Below are 24,493 nucleotides of genomic sequence, written 5' to 3'. Positions count from 1 at the left end.
CATTTTTCAGGAGAACAGGAATATGGAAAGAACGTTTGCTATTATCAAACCCAATGCCTTTGCCGATGGCAACAGCGGTAAAATCATCAGCCGTATCTATGAGGAAGGATTCAAGATAATCGGCATCAAAAAGCTCTATTTGAGTAAAGTGGAAGCAGAAGGTTTTTACTACGTCCATAAAGCACGACCTTTCTTTGGTGAACTGACTGATTTTATGTCAAGCGGGCCCTGCATCGTCATGGTTCTGGAGGCGGATAACGCTATTTTGAAATGGCGAAATCTCATGGGCGCAACGAATCCGGCTGATGCGGCCGAAGGAACACTGAGACGTCTGTTCGGCGCTTCTCTTGGGGAAAATGCCACCCATGGTTCCGATGCTCCGGAAACTGCAGCATTTGAGATAGGGTATTTTTTCTCAGGCCTCGAGCTTCTCTAAGAAGTGTGTCTCCCTTTCGGGCTGCCGGTGCAGGAGCGGCTCGAAAGGGATGCTGAGGTGTACTGTGCCGATATATCCCCGCAGGCTATCTCCTTTGTTTGACTATACAATCGACTTGCCCCTGATGGAGGAGAATGTTGAGCGCATCTCCGACATTTGTGTCGGTCGATCTGGTGATCACCTGGTATGACTGGTCCTTTTCATTGAATTTCCTGACAATTGAATATCCTCTGCCGAGGGTGGCGAGGGGACTGACGCTGTGTAAAAGGGTCGCCTGCTCGGCAAGAGCCATCTGTTTTCGTTCAAGTATGCGCTCTATATGATTTCTCAACTGCGTGATGAGAAAATGCAGGTGCCTTTCCTGCAGGGCAATACGGCTGGACGGGGCCTGGGCCTGCAGCCTGCGCAGCCAGGCATCCAGTTTTTTCTCTCTTGAGACAAGATTCTTCTCGATGGCCTGAAGCAGATACGACCGGCTTAACTGCAGTCGTAATGCCGAATCCCGAAAGAGATTGCTCATGTTTCCCAGCATCCGGATACTGTGTCGCAGGCGCTGGTCGAGAAATGACATTTTTCGCTGCATCCTGGTCAACAGGCCCGTCTGCAGAGTCATCAGGTGCCGGCGCAGGGTACCGGCATCGGGGACCAGTTTTTCCGCAGCACCGGTCGGGGTAGGGCAGCGAAAGTCGGCGCAGAAATCGGCAATGGTGAAATCCACCTCATGGCCGATTCCGGTGATGACCGGGATAGCCGATCGATGGATAGCCTCGGCCACCACCTCCTCATTGAAGGCCCAGAGATCCTCGAGAGACCCGCCCCCCCGGCACAAAACAATACCGTCAACGTGTTCAAGACTATTCGCCGTCTGGAGCGCCTTGGCTATTTCCCCGGCGGCATCTTTGCCCTGGACCCTGACTGGCAGAATCTGGATGTGAACCGGTGACTGGCGGATTCTGACGATTTTTAAAAAATCCTGCAGTGCGGCACCGGTTGGTGAAGAAATGATCACTATTTTAGCAGGATAAGACGGCAGGCTTTTTTTGATTTCTTCCGAAAAATAGCCTTTTTCAAACAATTTCATTTTTAATTGTTCAAAGGCCTTCTGCAGCATCCCCGTACCAAAAAGTTCCACCGAATCGACGATGAGCTGGTATTCACCACGCGGTTCATAGACCGAGATTCTGCCAAAACAGACAACATTCTGACCGTCCTGCAGGGTCAGATCGACGAAGCGTTTCTGCTGCTTGAAAAGCACCGCGCGTATCTGGGCGGAAGGATCTTTCAGGGTAAAATAGGAGTGTCCGGAATAGGGCATTTTAAAATTAGAAATTTCGCCGCTTATCCTGACGAAACGATATTGAGATTCAAGAATATTTTTAATGGAACGGGTCAATTGACTGACGGTGAGGATAGGCTCTGTTTCTACTGTGTTCATGGTCATTTTTAATTCGACAAGTGGAGGTAAAGGGGCCTTTACGCATGGACAGACATACAGCTATATATTATATTGTCCGGTTTATTACTGTACATGAATTGGCACCTTAACATAAAAATTACCTGGAGGTAAACCGCATGGCTGGTGAGAGTGCGTTTGATAAAAAACTGTCTGCCGAAACACATATGGACAAGGTTGAAGGGCTTTTGGAACATTTCAATCTTCCCCCTAAAGTTATCGACTTTATCCGAATCAATCAACGACTCATTCAGCTTGGCATAGCCGTCGTCGTTATTGCCGTGGTTTTCTGGTCGCTGTATGGCTCCTACCGTGAACGAATAAGAGAAGAGGCCTCTTCATCCCTCTCCCTCGCTCTACAAAGCGAAGAAGCTACACGGGCCGAGGCGCTCCGCGCTGTTGCCGATCAATACGCCAGCACTTCTTCGGCCCTCTGGGCCCGGGTCGAACTTGCTCATCTTGATATGCAAAAAGGGTTGTTCGATGAGGCATCAACACAATATCAAGCTATCCTGCCTGACGTAAAAAGTTCCTCTCCTCTCTACCCGTTGATCATTTTTAGTCTGGCACAGTCGCTGGAAGGAGCAAAGCGTTACCAGGAGTCCTTCAATCAGTACGATCTGTTAAAAGACATCAAGGGGTTTGAACAGGTGGCCTATACGGGGATGGGAAGAATCGAGGAAGCACAAGGCAATGGTGAAAAGGCTATCGCCATCTACAATAACTTTCTTCTCTCGCTGGGTGACGACCCTGCTTTTTCCCAGGCTCAGGCGGAGATTAATGCGAAAATTGCACGCCTAAAGGCGCAGCTGTAATCTCAAGGTATAAACATACTGTTTAAAATGAAAATAATGCATGCAAGGAGTGACTGATGCCGGGATTTGAAATATTCGGGGAAGAGGAAAAGAAAGAGATTATGGATGTTCTCGACACGGGGGTTCTCTTTCGTTATGAATTCAATGAACAGCGCAGGGGCGTTTTCAAGGTGAGGGAATTTGAGGAAAAATTCGCCAGATACTGCGGGGCAAACCAGGCGCAGGCGGTAACATCCGGCACCGCCGCGCTGAAAGTTGCCCTGATGGCCTTAGGAGTTGGTCCCGGGGATGAGGTGATTACCCAGGGGTTTACCTTTGTCGCTACCTGGGAGGCAATTCTTGAGGTCGGCGCCCTGCCGGTCTTTACTGAGGTTGACGCAACCTTAAATATGGATCCGGAGGACTTGAAAAAGAAAATCACCACCAAGACAAAATGCATCATTCCAGTCCATATGCTGGGAGCCCAGGCAAGGATCGAAGAAATAACCGCCATCGCAAAACTACACGACCTCGCGGTAATTGAAGACACGGCCCAGGCGGCAGGTGGACGAATAAAAGGCAAACACCTTGGGACTTTTGGTACCTGCGGGACCTTCTCTTTTGACGCCGTCAAGACCATTACCACCGGTGAAGGGGGAATGATTGTAACCGATGATGTCGAGCTCTGGCGGGCCATGTCGGAATATCATGACCATGGACACGATCACAAAGTTAATCCCGGGGCTCGAGGAGGGGAGGGGAGACGATTTGTCGGCTCCAACTATCGCATGATGGAACTTCAGGGAGCAATAGGCTTGGCGCAGCTGGCAAAACTCGACGGCATCGTTGCCGCACAGCAAAAGAACAAAGCGGCTCTCATGCACGCAGCAGCTGGAATCCCCGGGGTTGTCTTTCGAGAACTTGTCGATGCAGACGGCGATTCAGCGACTTTCTTAAGCTTCACCCTGCAGGATCGTGAACATTGTCAACGAGTGAATGAATCGCTCAGAAAAAGTGGCCATGGAGCGATCAATTTTGCCGAAAATACCTGGCATTTTTATCCAAAATGGGAACATTTGCTTGGCGGGAAGACGTTGACAAAATCCGGTTACCCCTTCTCTGAGCCGTACGGTAAAAAAAGAATAGTCTATGACCCTCAATTCTTGCCGCAATCGGCGGCTCTTCTGGAGAGGACACTTGTCTATCCTGTCTCAATAAAAATGTCCGATGAAAAGCTTTCAGCTATGTGTGGTGCCCTGCAGGATGCTCAAAAGGTATAGATAGAGGTACAATAAACCACTGAACTACTGAACACGGGACGGGGAAATTACTGCTCAACAGGCTCTTGCTGCTTGAGTTATTTATAGAATTTATGTGATCCGTATTGTTCAAGGTAGGTATATTCACTCGACCAGTAAGGAGTAATGCTGTCCAGATGGTAATGCGTTGCTCCCTGGGTGAAATCCTGGGTCTGCAGGGCTATATATACTGATTTCATGCATTCCAGAAATGCCTTCGGGTCATCCGGAAGGTACGATTCTTTCTGAAAGGTCCAGCTGAATTGGTACGGTTCCTGTACTATTTCCTTAATTGGCCGGTGTTTTTCATTGGCTCGATTTAAAGTGACAAAGGCCACCGCCACCTGGCCGATTTCCGGTTCCGACCGTGCTTCATGATAGACATTGAGGGTGAGCCATAAAAGGCCTTCAAGTAATGTCATAGTTTTTTCTCCTGTATTTTTCGGTATGCACTCTAACCTCAGCAGCCTGCAGCCGGTACTCTCCGATCCTCGACAAGTACAAAGAAAAAACAACAATGTTCTTTGCAGTCCTGATCATTCACTTGAAAATCCTAACCACATCCACGGTAAATAAATATTATCTAGTTCATTAATATACAGCATTTCCATGAGTCGTCAACTCTTACACGCCAACTGATAGGAATGTTTATCAACCTGACAGGTCAACGATTATAACGTTAAGTATCAATTGCTTAAGTGAAACACACGAACCTGAGGCAAGCGTATGTAAGCATGTGGAAAAGAGAGCAGAATTGATTCGCTCACCTCGTTTTGTCAATATTAACCGAGAGGTAGTTGTATGAAAGTATATGCCAAAGAGCTCCATTTTGAAGTTCCCACCAGAAGAGCATTTCTCAATATCACCGCAGATGTTGAAAGGTGTCTGGCTGAAAGTGGGATAGAGGAAGGTTTATTGCTTTGTAATGCAATGCATATAACCGCTTCGGTCTTTATTAATGATGACGAAACAGGTCTTCATCAGGACTACGAAATATGGCTTGAAAAACTAGCACCCCACGAACCGATACAGCAGTATGCCCACAACGGCTATGAAGATAATGCCGACGCCCATCTCAAAAGGCAGCTCATGGGCCGGGAAGTTGTCGTCGCCGTCACCAAAGGGAAACTCCATTTTGGTACCTGGGAACAGATTTTCTATGGTGAATTCGATGGAAAACGAAAAAAGAGAGTTCTGGTAAAAATTATCGGCGAATAGTCGTTCTGTTCTCTCTCTTCTTGTCAACCGGTGCCGGCAACAAGAGGAGAGAGAAGCAGGTAAATTACCACATCTAGGCTATCGTGGCTGAATGCATAGGCTTGCAATTGAAAAGCGGCATCAGGGCATCGCTGGCAGCCTTTGATCTCGAGGCCACATGCTGCAGGACCGCGTCGGCACCATGCTTCTTCATTTCAACAATTTCCCAGCATTCCGGAGAGGCCGCAATAACCTGCATCAGTCCTAGATGTTGGGCATGCCCGGCTTTGTATGCTTCCACATGGCCCAGAATCGGGTACCCTAAAAGGGCCAGGTCACCGACCAGGTCGAGCACCTTATGCCTGATAAACTCATCATGATATCGTAAGCCGTCTTCATTCAGGACTGATTTGCGATTCCAGTGGATAGCTATGACATTTGCGAGTGAACTGCCAAGTGCCAGGCCGTTAGCCCACAGTTCTTCGACTTGTTCTACGTACCCGAATGTTCTCGCTCGGGCTATTTCATCACCAAATCGATCGGCGATCAGATTAAAGGTATATTTTTGCTTTTTGATCAAGGTGTCATCAAAACATATTTCTCCGGTAACCTTAAAGCCATTGTATGGAGAAATAGTCAGGCGCTTGTCACCTTCGACATAGGTTACAGGTTTTGTGATACGAAGTATTTTTCTCAGCCCTTTTTGTTTTTTCTTGCCGGTTGCTTTCAGCAAATTGAAAAACGGCTCGGCACTGCCATCCATGATCGGTATTTCTGCTGAATCCAACTCAATATCAGCATTATCAATACCAAATCCATGGAGAGCGGCCAGGAGATGTTCCGTGGTAGAGACCCTGAAATGCTCATTGCCGAGGGTCGTTGCCAGTTGCGTATCAACGACTTTGTCCATATAGGCCTGAATATGGCAACTGCCGGCCATGTCGGCACGGAAAAAACGAATACCGTTATTAACCGGCGCCGGTTTGATCGACAGGTTGACGGTTCGGCCCGAGTGTAAGCCCACGCCACAACAACTCACCGATTTTTTTAAAGTATATTGGTATGGATCAATAGGTAAAGACATCGTGATTCCTCATGGAAGAAGGTTTTATACCTATTGTTGCAATTTTTGTACCGTGAGTCAAGCTGATAAAAATAAGCCAAAAAAGTAATGATATAAAATGATTAGAAAATTAGATGCACTAGTATATGCCGTCTCTTGCTGTGTTAAAATAAACACAATCCACACAAAAGTACAGTTTTTTTAACACACGTCCCGGGCGGCCGCACGTCTTGCGTCGGCAGATGCTTTTACACTCTTTTTTAATGAATCAAGAATAAAGCGGTCAAAGAATTCATCCACCTTATGTTCAATATGCAGGACATAGAGAGGTAGCTGTAGAGAAAGACTGCGGAGTTTTACAAAATCCTTTTCTGTCGTCACCAGGCTTGTTGCACCGGCCTCGACGGCTTTTTGACAAATATTTGCGACCATGGTCTGACTGTATTGAACATGATCTTTGAATGTTTGAAAACCCCTCAGCTGTATACCCAGGTCAGTAAGCGATTTTTCGAACCTGGAGGGGTTGGCAATGCCGCAAAATCCAAAATATTTATGTGTGCCATGTTTTGTTACGACGCTACCGTCCGATCCCTGAAGTCGAGAAGTGTTTGCATTTGATATGAACACCGGTCTGTCCGGAAATTTTTGCTGCAAAAGTTCGGAAAATTTTTTCGTTCTCTCATGATTGGTTTTTGTTTGTCCAGTCAAGAGAAAAGCATGACAACGATGCAGCGCCGAAATTGGTTCTCGCAAGGGTCCTCCAGGGAAGACACGACTGTTTCCCGCAAGGGCAGTGCCATCAAAAAGTACAATATCAATGTCTCTTTTTACGCCGAGATGCTGGAAGCCATCGTCAAGAATTATCACGTTACTGGAAAATTGCTCAACTGCCTGGCGACAGGGGAGAATACGACGGGTTCCGGTCAATACAGGGACCCCGGGTAAAGATTCTGCCAGCATATACGGTTCATCACCGGCGAGAAGTGCGGTAAGAAATATATTTTCACCGTCGGAAACAATATTGACCACCTCCCCGGCCTTTCCTCCATGTCCTCTGCTGACAATAGCGGGATGATAGCCATTTGCAGACAACAGTCTGGCGAGATGTTGCACAGTGGGGGTTTTGCCGCTGCCGCCGAGAACGAGATTGCCGATGGAAATAACCGGGATCGATAGTTCATGCCGACGAAATACCCCTGATATGTATAGTTTTTCCCGTGCTTTCATCACGGCACTGTAGAGAGGCGCGAAAGGACGGCCAAGGGGAAAAAAAAGCTCCAAACCTTTTGACATGGCTTTTTGTAATGAAATTGATTACTGAAGAGGATGTATCCAACTTGAGATTATGCAAAATGTACAGTAAAAGACTAATATCATGACTTCGTGGCATATGCTCGCTCTTTTCTTAGGGATTTTTGAGAAAATCACCAAAGAAAGGAATAATTTAATCAATAACTTTGAGGGAGGAAGAGATGAAGTATACTCTAAGTGGTAAATTGCTTTCAACTGCAGCTTGTGTTTTGTTAGCTCTATCGGCACCGGCACTTGGTGTAGCCGGGGATACAATTAAGTTTGGTGTGGCAGGTCCCCACAGTGGCGACCTTGCGTCCTACGGACTCCCTTCAGTCAATGCCGCTAAACTCGTTATTGATAAAGTGAATGCCAACGGCGGAATCAACGGCAAAATGGTAGAAATGCTCGTTGAAGATGATGTCTGCAAACCCGAAATTTCAACCAATACGGCAACCAAGCTTGTCTCGGACGGGGTTGAGGTTGTCCTTGGACATATCTGCTCCGGAGCAACAATTGCGGCGATGCCGATCTACAAGGAGTCCGGGATACTGGTCATGTCCCCATCCGCGACCAGTGATGAGTTGACCCTAAGTGGTGACTATCCGAACTTTTTCAGGACAATCGCTCCTAATGCCGCCCAATCCCCGGCTATGATCGATTTTGCCACCAATAAACTCGGTCTTACAAAAATCGCCATTATCCATGATAAAGGGGATTATGGTAAACCGCTTGCCGAAGGTGCTAAAAAACATGTCGAACAAACCGGAAAAGGTGAGGTCGTTCTTTTTGAGGGCATTACCCCCGGTGCCATGGATTATTCCGCCATTGTCCAGAAAATCAAACAATCCGGTGCGGAAGTCGTTGTCTTCGGTGGCTACCATCCAGAGGCCTCAAAAATCGTTACCATTATGAAGAAAAAACGTCTGAAGACAAAATTTGTTTCAGATGACGGTGTAAAAGACGATACCTTTATTAAGGTTGCCGGAGACGCAGCGGAAGGAGTCTATGCCACAGGTCCTCAGGATAACTCCACCAATCCCATGGCTGCTGAAGCAAAAGAAGCACATAAAGCAGCTTTCGGCAGCGATCCCGGCGCATTCTTTGAAGGTGCCTATGCCGCGACGGTGGCTATACTGAATGCAATCGAAAAAGCCGATTCAACCAAACTCGAAGACCTGAAAAAAGTTCTTCAGACGGAAAAAGTTGCGACACCGGTTGGAGACATCAACTTTGATAAAAATGGTGACGCAATCGGGGTGGGATTCTCAATGTATGTTGTAGAAAACGGCAACTATGTTGTAGTCAAATAACACCATTCTCTTAACCTCTTAATATCTGAAGTGAACATTGGGTGTCTGTTTGCTTCAGATATTTTTTTATGCCGGTATGGACTATTTCATTGAACTCTTTTTTAGCGGCTTGACCAGAGGTTCCATTTATGCGCTCATTGCTCTGGGCTATACAATGGTCTACGGTATCATCGGCCTGATTAACTTCGCCCACGGTGAAATCTATATGATAGGAGCATTCACTGCTTTTATTGTCGCCACGGTGCTGTCAATTTATGGTTTTCCCCTTTTTTCCATCGTTATCATAGCCGGGCTGGCTGCGGTGGTATGGTCAAGCTCCTATGGCTATACTATTGAGAAGATCGCCTACAAACCACTGCGGCATGCTCCCAGGTTGTCCCCGCTTATCAGTGCGATCGGCATGTCGATTTTTCTGCAAAATTACGTTTTGCTTGCCCAGACCTCCGATTTTCTTCCCTTTCCCACACTCATTCCGGATTGGGAATTTATGGAACCAATCGCCCATATCGTCGGGACCACCGATCTGGCTATCCTCGTCACCACGGTTGTGGTCATGGTGCTGCTTACCGTTGTAATCAAATTCACAAAGATCGGGAAAGCAATGCGGGCAACAGCCCAGGACAGGATGATGGCGACTTTAGTCGGCATCAATGTCAATAACGTTATTTCCGCCACTTTTATTGTCGGTTCAGCCCTTGCAGCTATCGGTGGACTCCTTATTGCTTCGCACATTGGTCAGATAAATTTTTATATTGGATTTATTGCCGGCATCAAGGCATTTACCGCAGCGGTACTCGGTGGGATCGGTTCGATTCCCGGTGCTGTCCTCGGCAGCTTTGTGCTTGGACTTACAGAAAGCTTCGCTACCGGATATGTCTCAAGTGATTATGAAGATGTCTTTGCCTTTTCCCTGCTTGTATTGATCCTCATATTCAAACCATCAGGCCTTCTTGGCAAAGCAACCAACCAGAAAGTATAAATTTGTCAGCTATGGTTTCATTAAAAGAACTGAAAAAAGGTCTTCTCACTTCACTCTGGTTCGTTTTTTTAACGTTTCCGATTATCGTTATTAAAGTAGACCCCATACAACGAACAGTCATATGGCGCTGGCACAATGCGCTCTATATGGCACTAGGGACTTTTGCTATATATTTGCTTGTCAAATACTATCAACATAGAAAAGAAAATCAGCCAAGTCGGCAGAAAAATACAGAACAGACCGAATCATTCATTCACAGCATTCTGCAAAAACCTCTGCAGCGCAAAATCCTTATTGGGTCAGTGGCAACAATTGCCGTACTTTTCCCGCATTTTTTTTCCACGTATCAGACCAATGTCATGACTACTGCCTTAATGTATGTTGTCCTGGGACTTGGTTTGAATATCGTCGTTGGCCTGGCCGGCTTGCTTGACCTTGGCTTTGTTGCTTTTTATGCCGTGGGGGCCTATTCCTACGCACTTTTAAATCTTCATTTCGGTCTCGGATTCTGGACGGTTCTGCCCATAGGGGGCTTGATAGCCGCCATGTTCGGTATTCTTCTTGGCTTTCCGGTGCTGCGGCTGCGTGGTGACTATCTGGCAATTGTCACCCTGGGCTTTGGCGAGATCATTCGTCTCATCTTAGAAAATTGGGGACAGTTTTCCAAAGGACCAAGCGGGATTTCCAATATTTCCCGTCCAGGTTTTTTAGGAATGGAGTTCAGCCTTGAGCAATCCATTCTGTATACTTATTACCTGATGATCCTGTTTGTCATTATAACAATTTTCGTCGTCAACCGACTCCAGGATTCCCGCCTCGGCCGGGCCTGGATCGCCCTGCGGGAAGATGAAATTGCCTGTCAGGCTATGGGCATCGACAAGCGCAAGACAAAACTCGTCGCCTTCTCACTCGGCGCTTTCTGGGCAGGCATTGTCGGCGTCATGTTTGCCGCCAAAACCACCTTCATCAATCCGGCAAGTTTTACCTTTCTCGAATCGGCCATCATTCTTTCCATAGTCGTGCTCGGCGGCATGGGATCAATCATTGGCGTAGTGTTCGGGGCACTGATCCTTATCCTTATGCCGGAATATTTACGGGCACTGTCGGAATACCGCATGCTTGCTTTCGGTGGAATTCTCGTATGTATGATGATTTTCAGACCTCAGGGGCTGATTTCAAATATTCGCCGTACATATAGATTTGAAAAAAAACCCAGTGATCTCAAACGTACATGATAAAACAATCGATTCTTCAGGTAACTGGTCTGACCATGGATTTCGGAGGAATTCGCGCTTTGAATTCCCTTGATCTCGATGTAAGGAGTGGCGAAATTGTCGCCCTCATTGGACCAAATGGTGCCGGCAAAACGACATTTTTTAACTGCATCACTGGAATATACACCCCCACCGCCGGGGATATTTTTCTTACCCCGCCAGACAGTTCCAAAAAAATATCTCTAAAAGGTCTCAAGCCCAATCAGGTAACCGAAAAAGGGCTGGCACGAACGTTTCAGAACATTCGGCTCTTTCCCAAAATGACGGTGCTTGAAAATGTGATGATTGGTCGGCACTGCAGGACGAAGGCATTTATTTTTGGTGCTATTTTCCGTACCGCCGCCACCCGGAAGGAGGAAAAAAGCATTATCGAGACGAGTTACTCTATTTTGGAAAAATTGGCTCTGGCTGAATTTGCCAACGAGTTCGCCGATAATCTGCCCTACGGTGCCCAGAGGCGCCTGGAGATCGCCCGCGCCCTGGCCACCGAACCCTTGATTCTCCTGCTCGATGAACCGGCGGCAGGCATGAACCCGCAGGAAACCATCGCACTGGATAAACTGATTAAAAAAATTTCACTTGACGGGCAGGCAATACTCTTGATCGAACATGACATGCAGCTGGTCATGAGCTTGTCCGATCGTATTTTTGTCATGGATTACGGCAAAAAGATAGCCCAGGGAACCCCCGCCGAAATTCGTCAAAATCCCGCGGTCATCAAGGCGTACCTGGGGGAGGAAGTCGATGCTTAAATTAGAAAACGTCCAGTCCGGATATGGCAATAAACTGGCTATAAAAGAAGTTTCTCTGGAAATTAAGGAAGGGGAGATAATCACCCTTATCGGCGCCAATGGGGCTGGGAAAAGCACCACCCTTATGACCATCTGCGGTGTTGTCGCCTGTCGCGCAGGGTCGGTAAAGTTTCAGGGAAGAGAAATCCACAAGATGGCCCCCGATGAAATCGTCAAGCTGGGCATTTGCCAGGTGCCTGAAGGACGGCATATCTTCCCGCAATTAACCGTGAAAGAAAACCTCGATATGGGCGCTTTTCTAAGAAATGATACGGAAGAGATAAAAAGAGACCGGGACTATGTGTACTCTCTTTTTCCTATTCTGGCAGAAAGGAGACATCAGGATGGCGGCAATCTTAGTGGTGGAGAACAGCAGATGCTGGCCATGTCACGAGCTCTCATGGCCAGGCCGAAGCTCCTGTTGCTCGACGAACCATCGATGGGGCTCGCTCCCCTGGTCATCAAACAGATTTTTGAAATCATCAAGCAGATAAACAAAGAAAGCAATACAACCATTTTTCTGGTTGAACAGAATGCCAATCAGGCGCTCCATATTGCCGACCGGGGCTATGTCATGGAAACCGGCAAGATCACCCTGTCCGGCCCGGCGCAGGAATTGCTCGCCAATACGGATATCCGGAAGGCCTATCTCGGCATTTAAATACTATCGTCGCTGTGCTCCCGTAGTGACCGCAGCGATAAGACTTTACAGAAAAATTCTAAAAAAATGAAAAATATAAAAGTTGGTGTTATTGGGGTGGGCTATCTCGGCCGTTTTCATGCACAGAAATACGCTTCTCTGGAAGGTGTCAGCCTGGTTGGCGTAGCCGATACCAGCGTCCAGCAGGCCGAGCGAGTGGCCGGGGAGTGCTCTTGTGCCGGTTTTAGTGATTACAGAAAATTGCTCCCCGCTGTTGATGCGGTGTCTATTGCCGTTCCAACGCCGTATCATCACCAGGTCGCCGGGGAGTGTCTTGATGCGGGCATCGATGTTCTGCTGGAAAAACCGATGACCGTTACCCTGGAGGAAGCGGATGATTTAATCGCCAGGGCTGAAGACAAACAACTCATTTTACAAATTGGTCATCTCGAACGCTTTAACCCGGCGATCCAGGCGATGGAACCATTCCTGACGACGCCTGTTTTTATCGAGAGCAGTAGAATAGCCACCTTTAAAAGCAGAGGTGCAGATGTCGATGTTGTCCTTGATTTGATGATCCATGATATCGATATTATACTCAATATTATTCACTCCCCGATCAAGACAATTCATACCGTGGGGGCCCCAGTCGCCACCGCGACAACCGACATCGCCAATGCCCGGTTGATTTTTGAAAACGGCGCGACAGCCAATGTCACCGTCAGCAGGATTTCCAGAACCAACGTACGGAAAATGCGCATCTTCCAGCCCGGTTCCTATATTAATGTTGATTTTGGCAATAAAAAGGTCATGACCATACAGCTCTCCGAGGAGCTTCTCGACAGTGGTATGCCGAAGCAGCTGGTCGAACTGCGCACCTTTGCCGACAGTGATGCCCTGCGCAGTGAAATTACCTCCTTTGTACAGCATGTCCGGGAGAGAACGAAACCGGCGGTATCTGGCGTCGAGGGACGACGGGCCCTGGCTGTCGCCCTCCAGGTTATGAAGCAGATTAAGGAACACCAGCAGCTCGACCTCTTTAAAAATTTTCTTTCCCCTAGGGCATGAGCGGCAAAATTATGATTGTCACCGGAGAGGCTTCCGGTGATCTTCATGGCGCAAATCTCGTCAAGGCATTACGCTCGAAAAATCCTCGCCTGCAGTTTTATGGCATGGGAGGAACGGAACTGGCTGCTGTTGGCGTCGAGATACTCTATGATGCAGCAAAGGTCTCGGTCGTCGGGGTATTTGAGGTTTTTTCCCACCTGAAAGATATCTGGCTGGCGCAACGGGTTTTGCGACGAAGATTAATCGACGATGCCCCGGATCTGCTCATCCTGATCGATCTGCCGGATTTTAATCTGCTCCTGGCCAAAAAAGCCAAAAAACTGGGCATCCCGGTGTTCTATTATATCAGCCCCCAGCTATGGGCCTGGCGTTCCGGCCGCATCAAAACGATTAAAGCCAGAGTGGATAGGCTCGGCGTTATTCTTCCCTTTGAGGAGGAGTTTTATAAAAAACAAGGCGTTGAAGCGCAATACGTCGGCCATCCCCTCTTGGATACGGTCAGGACCAGTGTAACGAGAGAAGAGTTTTGCCGGCTGCACGGCATCGCCCCCGGCAGCCAATGTATTGGTCTTTTTCCCGGCAGCAGAAAACGTGAAGTGTCCTCCTTGCTGCCGATCTTTTTCCGTGCTGCGAAAATTCTGCAGCACAAGTCCCAGGAAAAGATTGTTTTTTTTATTCCCCGGGCCTCAACAATAACAAAAGAGGAGATTTCAGCAGCTGGACTGCACAGCCATGAACAACAGCTCGATATCCGCATAATCGACGAAGATCGATACAACATGATGGCGGCATGCGATGCGGTGGTGACCGCTTCGGGAACTGTCACCCTGGAACTGGCCATCCTCGGAGTACCGATGATCGTCGTCTACAAGCTGGCACCGCTTACCTACCAGTTGGGAAAACTCCTTGTTAAAATAGATTTTTTCTCGCTGGTGAATCTGATAGCCGGGTATAAAGCCGTCCCGGAACTGCTGCAGCACGCAGTGACAGCCGAAAAAATCAGCGCCGAATTAACGGCGATACTGACGCTGCCCGCCCGAAAACAACAAATACAGCACGCACTCAAAGAGGTAAGAAACAAACTTGGCGGGACCGGCGCCTCGGACAAGGCGGCAACAGCCGTCTTGCAACTTATGGGAGAGCGGAGCCATGACTGACGATTATTTTAATGATATCGACCCTGTTATTGTAGAAATAGATGGCACACTTGATCTGCACCACTTTGCCCCAAAAGATCTGAAAACACTTATCCCTGATTATCTGGCCGAGTGTCAGGACAAAGGCATAATGGAGATAAAGCTTATCCACGGCAAGGGGATAGGCAATCTACGACGATCCGTGCATGCGCTGCTGCAGCGAAATCCCCTTGTCGCCGGCTACCGCCAGGCCGAACTGCACTCCGGGAGCTGGGGTGCAACCATAGTAACCTTAAAACCAAAAAAGTCGTAAGTTTCTTTGATAAGGATTATTTTCCGAAATTACAGATCGGATACCGGCAGACCTTGCAGTTTCTGCACAGCCCGCCATGACCCATCTCGGCAAATTCGTGTCGGCCTATTTTCTGACCGGTCAATATTCTCGGCAGGACCAAGTCAAAGACGGTGATCTTATGGTACATGCCACAGGCGGGGAGACCAAGAACGGGAACCTTGCCGATCATGCCGCTGAGAAACATCGCTCCCGGTAAAACCGGTGTCCCGTAAGCCACATCAATCGCTCCGGCTGCCAGTATTCCCTCGCGGGTGACATCGTCCGGGTCGACTGACATGCCGCCGCTGGTGACAATAAGTTCGGCACCATGGGCAATGCACTGACCGATCTCGTGGGCGATGACATTCTTATCGTCCGGGGCACGCCGGACCAGCGAAATCTCCGAACCCAGGGCTTTGGCCTTGGCCCGCAGTACCTCTTCAAAGCGATCTTCAATACGACCATAAAAGACTTCATTACCGGTTATCACCAGTCCGATTTGCACCTTGTGTAAGGGCAAAACCTCGATGACGGGGGTGGATGACAAGGCGATTCTCTCCGCCTCTGCTATCAGTTCCCGCGGGGCGACAAGGGGGATAAGACGGGTTGCCGCCACCGTCTCACCTTTTTCCACCGGGGTGTTATCGTGGAGCGTGGCACACATTACTTCGCCAAGCATATTGAACCTGTACAGTGATTCCTTGTTTATGCGCAGCAGGCCGTCAAGGCCGGCTTTTAGGGCAATTTTCCCTTCTGCGGGATTGTTCAGATATTCTACGCCACGGCCGGTCAGGCACCGGGCGAGTATCGCGGCCGCCTCATTTTCATGGATTTCCGAGGCGGTGAGCGAAATGATGTAGATATTATCTTTTCCCAGTTGTTTCAGATGGGCAATATCTTCCGCCCGGATGATATGACCTTTTTTAAAGGCCACGCCTTTTTTGACATCTTTGACAATCTCCGTAATATCATGGGGAAGCACCATGCCGACGGACTTTTCAACGGGTACTGATTTCAACATGGAAGAAACACCTTTAAAAAATTCAGATTAGAGACAGCCGTCAACCTGATCACGGGGAAAAAGACTTTTGACATCATAAATAACCGATTTGTCTTTGCACAACTTTCGTAACTGGCTGATGGTCATTTCGGCAAACTGCCGGTGGGCAACAGCCACAACGATGCCGCTGTAGGTGTCGTCCTGTAGGTGCTCTACCAGCTTGATGCGATATTCACGATATGCTTCATCCGACTGAACCCAAGGGTCATAGACATCAACGGTAATACCGTATTCGGCAAATTCGGAAATAATATCGATCACTCTGGTATTGCGCAGGTCGGGACAATCTTCCTTGAAGGTCAACCCCATGACCAAAATCCGACTATTGGCGGTATCAATACCTTTTTTAACCATCTTTTTTATGACGGTTGAGGCAATATAGTTCCCCATATTATCGTTTAGCCGCCTGCCGGCAAGAATCATATTGGGATGGTAGCCAACCTCCTGAGCTTTATGGGTCAGGTAGTAGGGATCGACACCGATGCAATGACCACCGACGAGTCCGGGATGAAAGGGCAGAAAATTCCATTTCGTTCCGGCGGCAGCGAGAACTTCACGGGTGTTAATGTCGAGTTTGTCAAAAATAAGGGCCAACTCGTTGATCAGGGCGATATTGACATCTCTTTGGGTGTTTTCTATGACCTTGGCAGCCTCCGCCACCTTGATGGAACTGGCCATAAAAGTTCCGGCTGTAATGATCGATTTATAGAGCTGGTCGACAAAGAGAGCTGTTTCCGGGGTCGAACCGGAGGTGATTTTAACAATTGACGGTAATCGGTGCAGTTTGTCCCCGGGATTTATCCGTTCCGGGCTGTAACCGCAGAAAAAATCCTCATTATAGCGAAGCCCGGAGCCTTTTTCCAGTAATGGCACACAGACCTCTTCCGTTGCACCGGGATAAACCGTCGATTCAAAGACGACGACATCTCCTTTGGTAAGAACCTCCGCTACCGTGCAGGATGCCCCCTCAAGGGGTCTGAAGTCGGGTCGCTTTGCCGCATCAATGGGTGTCGGCACGGCAACGATGTACACATTGCAGGCGCTGATTGCCTGCGCATCGGTGGTAAAATCGAGGTGCTGTACTTCCTTCAGTTCCGCACTCGATACCTCAAAGGTTGAGTCAACACCGCTGCGGAGCTCGCTGACCCGGCTGCTGTTCAGATCAAAGCCGATTGTCGGATATTTTTTGCTGAATTCCACCGCCAAGGGCAGGCCGACATACCCCAGGCCTATAATGCAGAGCTTAACATTTTCAAGTGCATTCATACCGGCAGCGATCCCCCACTGGTCTTATCCCCATAATAGGTCAACCCCTGGGTGTCGGTTTCAAGAACCGTGACACTAGACAGGGAATGATGGTCATTTAATAAGCGTGACTCGACTTCATCATAAATAAATCTGGCAATATGCTCAGACGATGGGTTTCTATCCTGGAAATAGGGCAGGGTGTTCAAATCATGATGATCCAGTTTGTCGATCACTTCCTTGACGATTTTCTTTAAGACCTTGAAATCAATTCCCATGCCATACTGATCAAGTTCTGTTGCGCGAACTGTCACCTTGACCTTCCAGTTATGTCCGTGGGGCTTCTCGCAGTCGCCTGGATAATCTCTCAGGTGATGCGCTCCGGCAAAATGTGTATCAATGAATATATCGAACATCTTTATCTCCTTGTAGAATGGCGGTACGCCAAACATGAATGGGCAGGCAGGAATACAACTTCCGGGCAAACTTAATACTTTCCGACCTTTTTATCACCTACTATTTCAAAAGCTGGAACGCGGAAAACAGACAGGTTCACGGCGAGAAAAAATTCTTCTTTGCACTTTATAAGCAATGTGAGCAATACAAGGGTATTGAGCTTTTTCTCTATCGCCTTTCCGTGGATGCGCACCGCACCAACGCCGTCGTTGCCAAACCAGAAAAGCCGCCTTTGCCGGAAGGTCAAACAGGGGCATCCGACAATTTGTCTCTTCAGTCTCCGGCAATCGGTTTTTTTAGTTGTTTTCGCATAGGTTGCTTGATATCCTCCAAATAATTAAAGCCTCCGTTTTGGGTGAGATTCTCACAAACAGGGATTCATACCGTGACGAGGCTTTTTTGTTTTAATTTATTAGTATAAATATAAAGTTACAATATTATCCAATCGTGGTTGATGCTGTCTTCAACCCGGAAAACCGAATCAAGCCATTGACCGACCTGCATCCTCTGCACATTTGTGATACCATAAGTCGTGATAATCTCTTTGATGGCGAGCTGATCTGCTATCAACATCAAAAGGGGTACCGCTTCTCCGTTGATTCTGTGCTTCTCGCCCATTTTGTCGAAGTCAGGCAACAAGACCGCATCCTCGATCTTGGCACCGGATCCGGCATTATAAGCATGATTTTACTCTACCGATGGCGGGACCGGGTGCACGAGGTGTGCGGCATAGAAATACAGCAGGGTCTTGCCGATCTGGCCAGAAAAAATTTCCAGGCCAACGACCTTGAAGGTCTCGGTAATATTATGCAGGGCGATATTAAAAAAATAGGGACACTGACTAAAGCGGAAGCATACGATAGAATTGTCTGCAACCCTCCTTTTTATTCTCCGATCTCTGGACGGACAAACAGGAATCGGGAAGCGCAACTGGCCCGCCATCAGATCCTGGCAACGCTGGAGGATTTTCTCTCTGCCGCAGTCTTTGCGGTAAAAAATGGCGGAACGGTTTCTTTTATTTATCCAGCCGAGCTCCTCTGCGAATTTGTTTTTATTGCACAAAAATGTCGCCTTGAGGTTAAAAAAATTCAGCTTGTTTACAGTTATCCCCATAAAAGTGCGCCCGCCCGCCTGGCGCTGGTCCAGTGTTTAAAAAACGGCGGAACGGGCAGTGAGATTCTGCCGCCTTTATATATATATTGTCAGAAAAACGGTGAATTTTCCTCGGAAATGCAGCAATTTTACAGAAAAAACTAACAAGTATCGTCAGACGTTGACTACGAATGTGCTCCCTTATTTATGCTTGCCAAAATAACAAGTTGCTCTGTACTGGGCATTGACGGATGGTTGATCCAGGTCGAAGTTGACGTTGCCAACGGTCTGCCGATGTTTTCCACCGTCGGACTTCCTGACAGTACCGTCAGAGAAAGCAAGGACCGGGTAAAAGCAGCCATTAAAAACTGCGGCTACCAGTTTCCTGCCAGAAAAATAACGGTGAACCTGGCTCCGGCGGACATACGCAAGGAGGGTGCCGGGTTTGACCTGCCTATTGCCATCGGAATTCTTCAAGCCACGGAAGCCCTCGAAAAGAAAAGAACAGGGCAATACTGCATCGTCGGTGAGCTCTCCTTGGACGGCGGGGTGCACAGGGTGAACGGACTTCTGCCGATGATCCTCACGGCCAGAGCACAGGCCCTCACCGGCATTATTATCCCAAAGGAAAATAGTGACGAAGCGCAGATCGTCCCGGATGGGATCGATATCATCCCCGTTTCCTCGCTGCAGCAGGCGGTTGAGTTTCTCGCCGGTATGGATGTAGCCGGACCACTACAAGTGACGGCATTGCCGGAAATGGTACAGCGTGCACCACATGGTGTCGATTTCTCCGATATCAAGGGACAGACCCACGTTAAAAGAGCTCTGGAGATTGCTGCGTCGGGCGGACATAATATTTTGTTAACCGGTCCGCCAGGCTCCGGAAAAACCATGCTGGCCCGGCGTTTTCCGACCATTCTACCGGAAATGACCCTGAATGAAATACTCGAAACGACAAAGATATACAGTGTGGCCGGAAAAGTTTCCGAAAAGAATCTCCTGTTGACGACACGCCCCTTTCGCGCGCCGCATCATACCATATCGGATGCGGGACTCATCGGAGGCGGGGCTCTGCCGCAGCCCGGGGAGGTCTCCCTGGCCCACAATGGCGTGCTCTTTCTCGATGAATTGCCGGAATTCAAAAAACATGTCCTGGAAGTCCTGAGACAGCCGATTGAGGATGGCGAAGTGACAATTGCCCGAGCCAACATGACACTGACCTTTCCTGCCCGCTTCACCCTTATTACCGCAATGAATCCCTGTCCCTGCGGGTTTTTTGGTGACAGTCGCAATCGATGCACCTGCACCGAAAGGGATATTAAACGCTACACCGGAAAAATATCCGGGCCTCTCTTAGATAGAATAGATCTTCATCTCGAGGTGGCGGCGCTCGACTACAAGGAAATGAGTGACACTGCGCGCGGGGAAAGTTCACAAAAAATCAAGGAACGGGTCGACCAGGCCAGAGCAGTCCAGGGAAAGCGATTCGCCGACGAAACCGGGAAATATTGCAATAGCCAGATGAACAGTACATTAGTTGAGAAATATTGTGTCCTTGACCAGAAATCCTCAAATCTTCTCGAAAAAAGTGTCAACCGACTGGGCCTTTCGGCCAGGGCCTACCATCGCATCTTGAAGATGGCCAGGACAATAGCGGATATGGCCGCTTCAGAGGCTATCCAGCAGGCACATGTGGCTGAGGCTGTCCAGTTCTGCCGAACGAACCATCAATCCTGATTGCATTATGAAAAGCAACACCTATGCCGCTGTTCTCGCCATGCTTCTATTGGTTGTCTATCCACTGGTCAACGGCATTCAAACTGATGGCGCCAGGAATATGGCCAAATTCATTCCAGATAACGAACTGTTGTACTTTGAACAGCACCATGGTTCACTGGCCCTGAAAGAATTCATCAGGTCACCGTTAGGCAAAAAAATTGCCACTATTAATCTGTTAAAAACCGGCAAAAAGATCAGTTTACCTGATTCGATGCTTTTGCCCATCGAAGAAGGGCTCGCTGCATTGAGCGCAATCAAGGACGACAAACTCTTCCATGAGATTCTCGGCAACAAATTTGCCATCGCCATTCTTTCTCCAGTTGAACTGCAGCAATATATCGATGTCAAAGACTATTTAAAGGAAAACACTCTTGTCGTCGCCAGACCCAGACACAGTGCCGAGGACTTTCCATTCTTGGCCGAAAAATATAGCAATTATGTGGAAATGTATTCTGTTTCCAGTGCACAGTACGGCAATCACCACATCAAGCGAATGCACCTGCAGGGTCATTTTTTTTCACTGGTGACCATTGAGGGGGTTTTCATAATGAGTCTGAGCGAAAAGCAATTGCGACGTTGCATAGATATCTATGATGCAGAATTGCCCTCCTTAGCGAACAACAAAGCTTTTTCAGCAATGAAAAAGAGTTTTAAAACGCCGGACCGCTTTTTTTATCTGCCCGTAGATGATGCAAGAAAATTTGTTACAGAAACAGTCATCAATCGTGCTTTTCCAGGCAAGGAGCTGTTGCTGAAAGAACTGGCAACAACCGTCGGTTTCACCCATTTCGGCTACGGCTCCTGGAATAAAAGAAAAAGCGTCATTGATAAGGTGCTGGTGCAGTACAAGAGTGATGAAGTAAACAGTGTTGTGAGCAATCACATCAAAGCAGCGCCGATTCACTGCTCCATGTTGTCTCTGACCACTGAAAACCCCATGGCTTTCTATTGGTCCAATACTCTTAAGCTAAAAGATTTATTAGGGTATTTTGACAAACACAAAGAGCTGGCGCCACACATCGAAAAACTGTGGACCACCGTGGCAGGCATCACCGGAAAAAATGCCGAAGAAATTTTTTCATTTTTGGGAGAAGAGATCAGCCTGGTCCTAGAGCCTGGGGTGCCGGATGAATTCTTTGCCGTTCCTCTTGGCATGGTTTTTCTGCGGATCAAAAATGTGCCGCAACTCAGGACCGTTATGGAGCAATTAATTGATGCCTACAATCTTCCGATAACTGTAAAAACATATGGACAGATTCGCTATTCGTATTGGACGCCCTCACCCCAGGATGGTCTGCAGCCTCTGTATGGGTTTTGGGAGGATTTGTTTTTTTTCGGCAACAGCCCAAAATTATTAGAAATGATTGTTGACAGAAAAACCGACGATTTTTCACTGCTGGATAATGCGGCCATTAAAATACTTGATCCCGGTTTCACCGGGAAAAACAACTCTATTACCTATCTCAATAACGTGGAACTCCTTAAGGTGGTGCAACGATGGCTGGGCCTTCTCGGCATGACTCTAGCCATTGAGGATCGAGAAAAGGCCTATAAAGTACGTACGGTTTTAAACGAGATAATCAATCCCTTACTCGATGGGATAAGCATGTATGAAAAAAGTTCCACTCGCAGTTTCTTTACACCGGAAATGGTGGTCATTGACTCTATTACCAATAAAAACACGAGTCCCCTCAAAAAAAGGATCAACTGATGCACAAAATTGTCGAGGAACTCAAGCAATTGATTCCTTTCAAAGATACGACCGATAGAGGGGACATACTTCTCATCGCGGCAAAGGAACCACACCTTCTCGTTTATGCACGTGTCAATGACATTGAAAGAGACACCAGCCGTAGGGATGAGTGGTGGCATCTCCACCTGACCATGTTGTCGATACCTTTACAAAAAATAACCTGGACCCTGCGGACGGATCAGATGACCGGAAAAGAGATTTTTACCATGGGAGGGGAGGAGCGTTTCGTCAAGGCGGTAGACTTCGGCGAACAGCCGGCCTCCAGCCCAGTTGGCTTGCGCACGTCAAAGAAAAAGGTTTCCACTCTGAAAAGAATCAAGTGATCTCAGCTACCCTCAAATGGCTATCCTCTATTGGCTGCCCTCTATTGGCATCGACAGATAGGCAGCAAGTCACCACCGGAACGGTGTTGCGAACGAAATCATCTGCGAGTTTTTAGAGACTTGTCATGAATCCTATAACTCCGGGGGAACAAAACTGACGATGATGCTGTCAAGCTTGGTCGTAAGCTGCCTGTAACTGATATGCGGCGAGGTATCCAGCATGATTTTTGAGGCCTTGACCTGATCCGTATCTTTATACTTATCGGAGAGATAAATAATTTCACTGATACCGGCCTGGATTATCACTTTGGTGCATTCGTTGCAGGGAAAGAGGCCGACATAGATGCGGCAGTTTCTGAGGTCAGTGGAAATTGAGTTTAAAACCGCGTTCAGCTCGGCATGGCAAACGTAGGGATATTTGGTGTCGAGATATTGTCCCTGCCGTTCCCAGGGCAGCACATCATCGGAACATCCCAAGGGAAAGCCGTTATATCCGACACCGACAATTTTATTCTGATCGTTGGCCACACAGGCCCCGACCTGGGTATTGGGGTCTTTACTTCTCTGGGCGGAGAGGAGGGCCACCGCCATGAAATACTCATCCCAGGAGAGATAATTTGTTCGTTTCATGATACCTGGTTTTTTCGCTTACTTTTATGATCTCTTCTTTTTTGCCGCCAGGTGTTCACACCAGACACCGTATCGATAAACTGTTTAATCGTCTTGATATACAGCTCGCCGCCGGTCTTGCCCACGGTATGGTGTTCCGCTCCGGGAATGACAAAGAACTGTTTGGTCCTGGCTCCGCTCGATGCCTGAAGCTTTTCGGCCTCGGCAATAGCTACCAGCCCATCGCGGGCACCATGAAAAATCAGTGTCGGGGTTTTGATTTTTTCGATCTTTTCTAAAGTATTAAATCCTTCTTCTTCGGTAATGTCCGCCTGTGCGGTGCTTTCGCCAAGGGCGCCAAGAAAAGAAGATGTATCACAAATGCCACTTTCCACAATCAGTCCTTTAATCGAATCCCCATTTTTAACGACAGTGTCTATGGCGCAGGTTGAACCAACGGACTGTCCCATGATGAAATAAGGCCCGAGACAACCTCTACCGGCCAGCCAGTCGAAGGCCAGGTGCAGTAGTTTTTCAGAATCCGCATACATGGCAGAGACCGAAGGTGAGCCGCTATTTTTCCCGCAACCACGATACGAGGTAAGGAAGATATTCATTCCCTGCCGGCAATAATCTTGCGCAACCCCGTCAAAGGAATGGCCGTCGCCCGCCGTCGCGGGATAGACGAAGAGGACCGGTGCATCTTGAGCTGCAAAATAGAATCTGCACTGTAAAGCAATACCTGGTTCTGTCTCAAAGAGAACATCTTCCGCCCCGGCAGGGCAGGGGGACTGAACACAGTTTTCCCTAGAAAAAAGCAATGCAGTTACTTCAGGTCGGTCGATTTTTCTGTGCGGATTCATTGGCATACACTATAGGATGACTATGAAAAAAGCTATTTGATGGACGAATAAACGAAACGACGCACAACGTTTTGCGACAACACTGGAAGAAAAACAAAAATACCCTGATGCACTATAAAAAAACGGGTATCAGAATAATACCGATACCCGTTTTTATTATGCGTGGGGTGAGCGAGGGGACTTGAACCCCCGGCCTCCTGGGCCACAACCAGGTGCTCTAACCAATTGAGCTACGCCCACCACA

At 48.1% G+C, this 24,493-nt stretch carries 26 protein-coding genes and 1 tRNA gene; 17 read left to right on the top strand and 10 right to left on the bottom strand.

Annotated features, from left to right (window positions below; translation table 11 throughout):
* The first annotated feature begins 22 nt into the window (after positions 1 to 22).
* Positions 23 to 436, top strand: a complete 414-nt coding sequence (ndk, locus tag ACYQ8U_RS07510; RefSeq protein WP_459944917.1) for a nucleoside-diphosphate kinase — start codon at positions 23 to 25, stop codon at positions 434 to 436.
* Positions 437 to 521: 85 nt separating this feature from the next.
* On the opposite strand, the gene xseA is transcribed toward ndk, so the two are convergent.
* Positions 522 to 1,871: an exodeoxyribonuclease VII large subunit gene (gene xseA, locus ACYQ8U_RS07505; protein WP_459944916.1), complete on the bottom strand. Its 1,350-nt coding sequence runs from the start codon at positions 1,869 to 1,871 to the stop codon at positions 522 to 524.
* Between the two features lie 137 nt (positions 1,872 to 2,008).
* Here xseA and ACYQ8U_RS07500 point away from each other — a divergent pair, with 137 nt between their 5' ends.
* Positions 2,009 to 2,704 (top strand): tetratricopeptide repeat protein, encoded by a 696-nt coding sequence (locus ACYQ8U_RS07500; RefSeq protein WP_459944915.1) that lies wholly within the window; start codon positions 2,009 to 2,011, stop codon positions 2,702 to 2,704.
* A 56-nt stretch (positions 2,705 to 2,760) separates the two neighbouring features.
* A complete protein-coding gene (locus ACYQ8U_RS07495; RefSeq protein ID WP_459944914.1) occupies positions 2,761 to 3,963 on the top strand; it encodes a DegT/DnrJ/EryC1/StrS family aminotransferase in 1,203 nt (400 codons plus the stop codon).
* A 77-nt stretch (positions 3,964 to 4,040) separates the two neighbouring features.
* On the opposite strand, the gene ACYQ8U_RS07490 is transcribed toward ACYQ8U_RS07495, so the two are convergent.
* Positions 4,041 to 4,403, bottom strand: coding sequence for a cell wall hydrolase (locus ACYQ8U_RS07490; protein WP_459944913.1), 363 nt, complete (start codon positions 4,401 to 4,403; stop codon positions 4,041 to 4,043).
* 379 nt (positions 4,404 to 4,782) lie between these two features.
* Here ACYQ8U_RS07490 and ACYQ8U_RS07485 point away from each other — a divergent pair, with 379 nt between their 5' ends.
* On the top strand, positions 4,783 to 5,199 hold the full coding sequence (locus ACYQ8U_RS07485; protein ID WP_459944912.1) for a secondary thiamine-phosphate synthase enzyme YjbQ: 417 nt from the start codon (positions 4,783 to 4,785) through the stop codon (positions 5,197 to 5,199).
* 73 nt (positions 5,200 to 5,272) lie between these two features.
* On the opposite strand, the gene lpxC is transcribed toward ACYQ8U_RS07485, so the two are convergent.
* The gene (gene lpxC / locus ACYQ8U_RS07480; protein ID WP_459944911.1) at positions 5,273 to 6,262 is read right to left on the bottom strand and encodes a UDP-3-O-acyl-N-acetylglucosamine deacetylase; all 990 of its coding nucleotides are present in this window, start codon (positions 6,260 to 6,262) and stop codon (positions 5,273 to 5,275) included.
* A 180-nt stretch (positions 6,263 to 6,442) separates the two neighbouring features.
* Positions 6,443 to 7,534, bottom strand: coding sequence for a tetraacyldisaccharide 4'-kinase (lpxK, locus tag ACYQ8U_RS07475; protein ID WP_459944910.1), 1,092 nt, complete (start codon positions 7,532 to 7,534; stop codon positions 6,443 to 6,445).
* A 179-nt stretch (positions 7,535 to 7,713) separates the two neighbouring features.
* Here lpxK and ACYQ8U_RS07470 point away from each other — a divergent pair, with 179 nt between their 5' ends.
* From ACYQ8U_RS07470 to ACYQ8U_RS07435, 8 genes are all read left to right on the top strand, one after another.
* On the top strand, positions 7,714 to 8,844 hold the full coding sequence (locus tag ACYQ8U_RS07470) for a branched-chain amino acid ABC transporter substrate-binding protein (RefSeq protein ID WP_459944909.1): 1,131 nt from the start codon (positions 7,714 to 7,716) through the stop codon (positions 8,842 to 8,844).
* 76 nt (positions 8,845 to 8,920) lie between these two features.
* On the top strand, positions 8,921 to 9,823 hold the full coding sequence (locus tag ACYQ8U_RS07465; protein WP_459945015.1) for a branched-chain amino acid ABC transporter permease: 903 nt from the start codon (positions 8,921 to 8,923) through the stop codon (positions 9,821 to 9,823).
* 11 nt (positions 9,824 to 9,834) lie between these two features.
* Positions 9,835 to 11,058 (top strand): ABC transporter permease subunit, encoded by a 1,224-nt coding sequence (locus ACYQ8U_RS07460; protein WP_459944908.1) that lies wholly within the window; start codon positions 9,835 to 9,837, stop codon positions 11,056 to 11,058.
* The gene (locus tag ACYQ8U_RS07455) at positions 11,055 to 11,849 is read left to right on the top strand and encodes an ABC transporter ATP-binding protein (RefSeq protein ID WP_459944907.1); all 795 of its coding nucleotides are present in this window, start codon (positions 11,055 to 11,057) and stop codon (positions 11,847 to 11,849) included. Before ACYQ8U_RS07460 ends, ACYQ8U_RS07455 begins: the two co-directional genes overlap by 4 nt.
* Entirely contained in the window at positions 11,842 to 12,549 is a 708-nt protein-coding gene (locus tag ACYQ8U_RS07450) for an ABC transporter ATP-binding protein (RefSeq protein ID WP_459944906.1), read from the top strand. Before ACYQ8U_RS07455 ends, ACYQ8U_RS07450 begins: the two co-directional genes overlap by 8 nt.
* Before the next feature lie 66 nt (positions 12,550 to 12,615).
* Positions 12,616 to 13,596 (top strand): Gfo/Idh/MocA family protein, encoded by a 981-nt coding sequence (locus ACYQ8U_RS07445; RefSeq protein WP_459944905.1) that lies wholly within the window; start codon positions 12,616 to 12,618, stop codon positions 13,594 to 13,596.
* An 11-nt stretch (positions 13,597 to 13,607) separates the two neighbouring features.
* Positions 13,608 to 14,753: a lipid-A-disaccharide synthase gene (gene lpxB / locus ACYQ8U_RS07440; RefSeq protein ID WP_459944904.1), complete on the top strand. Its 1,146-nt coding sequence runs from the start codon at positions 13,608 to 13,610 to the stop codon at positions 14,751 to 14,753.
* A complete protein-coding gene (locus ACYQ8U_RS07435) occupies positions 14,746 to 15,045 on the top strand; it encodes a Smr/MutS family protein (protein ID WP_459944903.1) in 300 nt (99 codons plus the stop codon). The genes lpxB and ACYQ8U_RS07435 overlap by 8 nt, the downstream gene beginning before the upstream one ends.
* Before the next feature lie 16 nt (positions 15,046 to 15,061).
* On the opposite strand, the gene ACYQ8U_RS07430 is transcribed toward ACYQ8U_RS07435, so the two are convergent.
* From ACYQ8U_RS07430 to queD, 3 genes are read right to left on the bottom strand one after another with little or no spacing between them, the layout of a single operon-like run.
* Positions 15,062 to 16,087 carry a molybdopterin-binding protein gene (locus ACYQ8U_RS07430; protein WP_459944902.1) on the bottom strand — a complete coding sequence of 342 codons (1,026 nt, stop codon included), beginning with the start codon at positions 16,085 to 16,087 and terminating at the stop codon, positions 15,062 to 15,064.
* A gap of 27 nt (positions 16,088 to 16,114) precedes the next feature.
* The gene (gene tviB / locus ACYQ8U_RS07425) at positions 16,115 to 17,392 is read right to left on the bottom strand and encodes a Vi polysaccharide biosynthesis UDP-N-acetylglucosamine C-6 dehydrogenase TviB (protein WP_459944901.1); all 1,278 of its coding nucleotides are present in this window, start codon (positions 17,390 to 17,392) and stop codon (positions 16,115 to 16,117) included.
* Complete coding sequence (gene queD, locus ACYQ8U_RS07420) at positions 17,389 to 17,787, bottom strand: 6-carboxytetrahydropterin synthase QueD (RefSeq protein WP_459944900.1); 399 nt, start codon at positions 17,785 to 17,787, stop codon at positions 17,389 to 17,391. Before queD ends, tviB begins: the two co-directional genes overlap by 4 nt.
* 38 nt (positions 17,788 to 17,825) lie before the next feature.
* Here queD and ACYQ8U_RS07415 point away from each other — a divergent pair, with 38 nt between their 5' ends.
* From ACYQ8U_RS07415 to ACYQ8U_RS07395, 5 genes are all read left to right on the top strand, one after another.
* Positions 17,826 to 18,164, top strand: a complete 339-nt coding sequence (locus ACYQ8U_RS07415; RefSeq protein WP_459944899.1) for a hypothetical protein — start codon at positions 17,826 to 17,828, stop codon at positions 18,162 to 18,164.
* Positions 18,165 to 18,274: 110 nt separating this feature from the next.
* Positions 18,275 to 19,084 (top strand): tRNA1(Val) (adenine(37)-N6)-methyltransferase, encoded by an 810-nt coding sequence (locus ACYQ8U_RS07410; protein ID WP_459944898.1) that lies wholly within the window; start codon positions 18,275 to 18,277, stop codon positions 19,082 to 19,084.
* 42 nt (positions 19,085 to 19,126) lie between these two features.
* Positions 19,127 to 20,659, top strand: a complete 1,533-nt coding sequence (locus ACYQ8U_RS07405; protein ID WP_459944897.1) for a YifB family Mg chelatase-like AAA ATPase — start codon at positions 19,127 to 19,129, stop codon at positions 20,657 to 20,659.
* Positions 20,613 to 22,412 carry a hypothetical protein gene (locus ACYQ8U_RS07400; protein ID WP_459944896.1) on the top strand — a complete coding sequence of 600 codons (1,800 nt, stop codon included), beginning with the start codon at positions 20,613 to 20,615 and terminating at the stop codon, positions 22,410 to 22,412. Before ACYQ8U_RS07405 ends, ACYQ8U_RS07400 begins: the two co-directional genes overlap by 47 nt.
* Positions 22,412 to 22,777, top strand: a complete 366-nt coding sequence (locus tag ACYQ8U_RS07395) for a hypothetical protein (RefSeq protein WP_459944895.1) — start codon at positions 22,412 to 22,414, stop codon at positions 22,775 to 22,777. Before ACYQ8U_RS07400 ends, ACYQ8U_RS07395 begins: the two co-directional genes overlap by 1 nt.
* Positions 22,778 to 22,909: 132 nt before the next feature.
* Here the strand turns inward: ACYQ8U_RS07395 and ACYQ8U_RS07390 are convergent, their stop codons facing one another.
* The 3 genes from ACYQ8U_RS07390 to ACYQ8U_RS07380 form a co-directional block, all read right to left on the bottom strand.
* Entirely contained in the window at positions 22,910 to 23,407 is a 498-nt protein-coding gene (locus ACYQ8U_RS07390) for a deoxycytidylate deaminase (RefSeq protein ID WP_459944894.1), read from the bottom strand.
* Positions 23,404 to 24,249: an alpha/beta hydrolase family protein gene (locus tag ACYQ8U_RS07385; RefSeq protein WP_459944893.1), complete on the bottom strand. Its 846-nt coding sequence runs from the start codon at positions 24,247 to 24,249 to the stop codon at positions 23,404 to 23,406. Before ACYQ8U_RS07385 ends, ACYQ8U_RS07390 begins: the two co-directional genes overlap by 4 nt.
* Before the next feature lie 163 nt (positions 24,250 to 24,412).
* Positions 24,413 to 24,489, bottom strand: a tRNA-His gene (locus ACYQ8U_RS07380).
* Positions 24,490 to 24,493 lie beyond the last annotated feature (4 nt).

The sequence above is a fragment of the Desulfocastanea catecholica genome (assembly GCF_054657295.1).
This window is presented reverse-complemented; position numbering and strand designations above follow the sequence as displayed.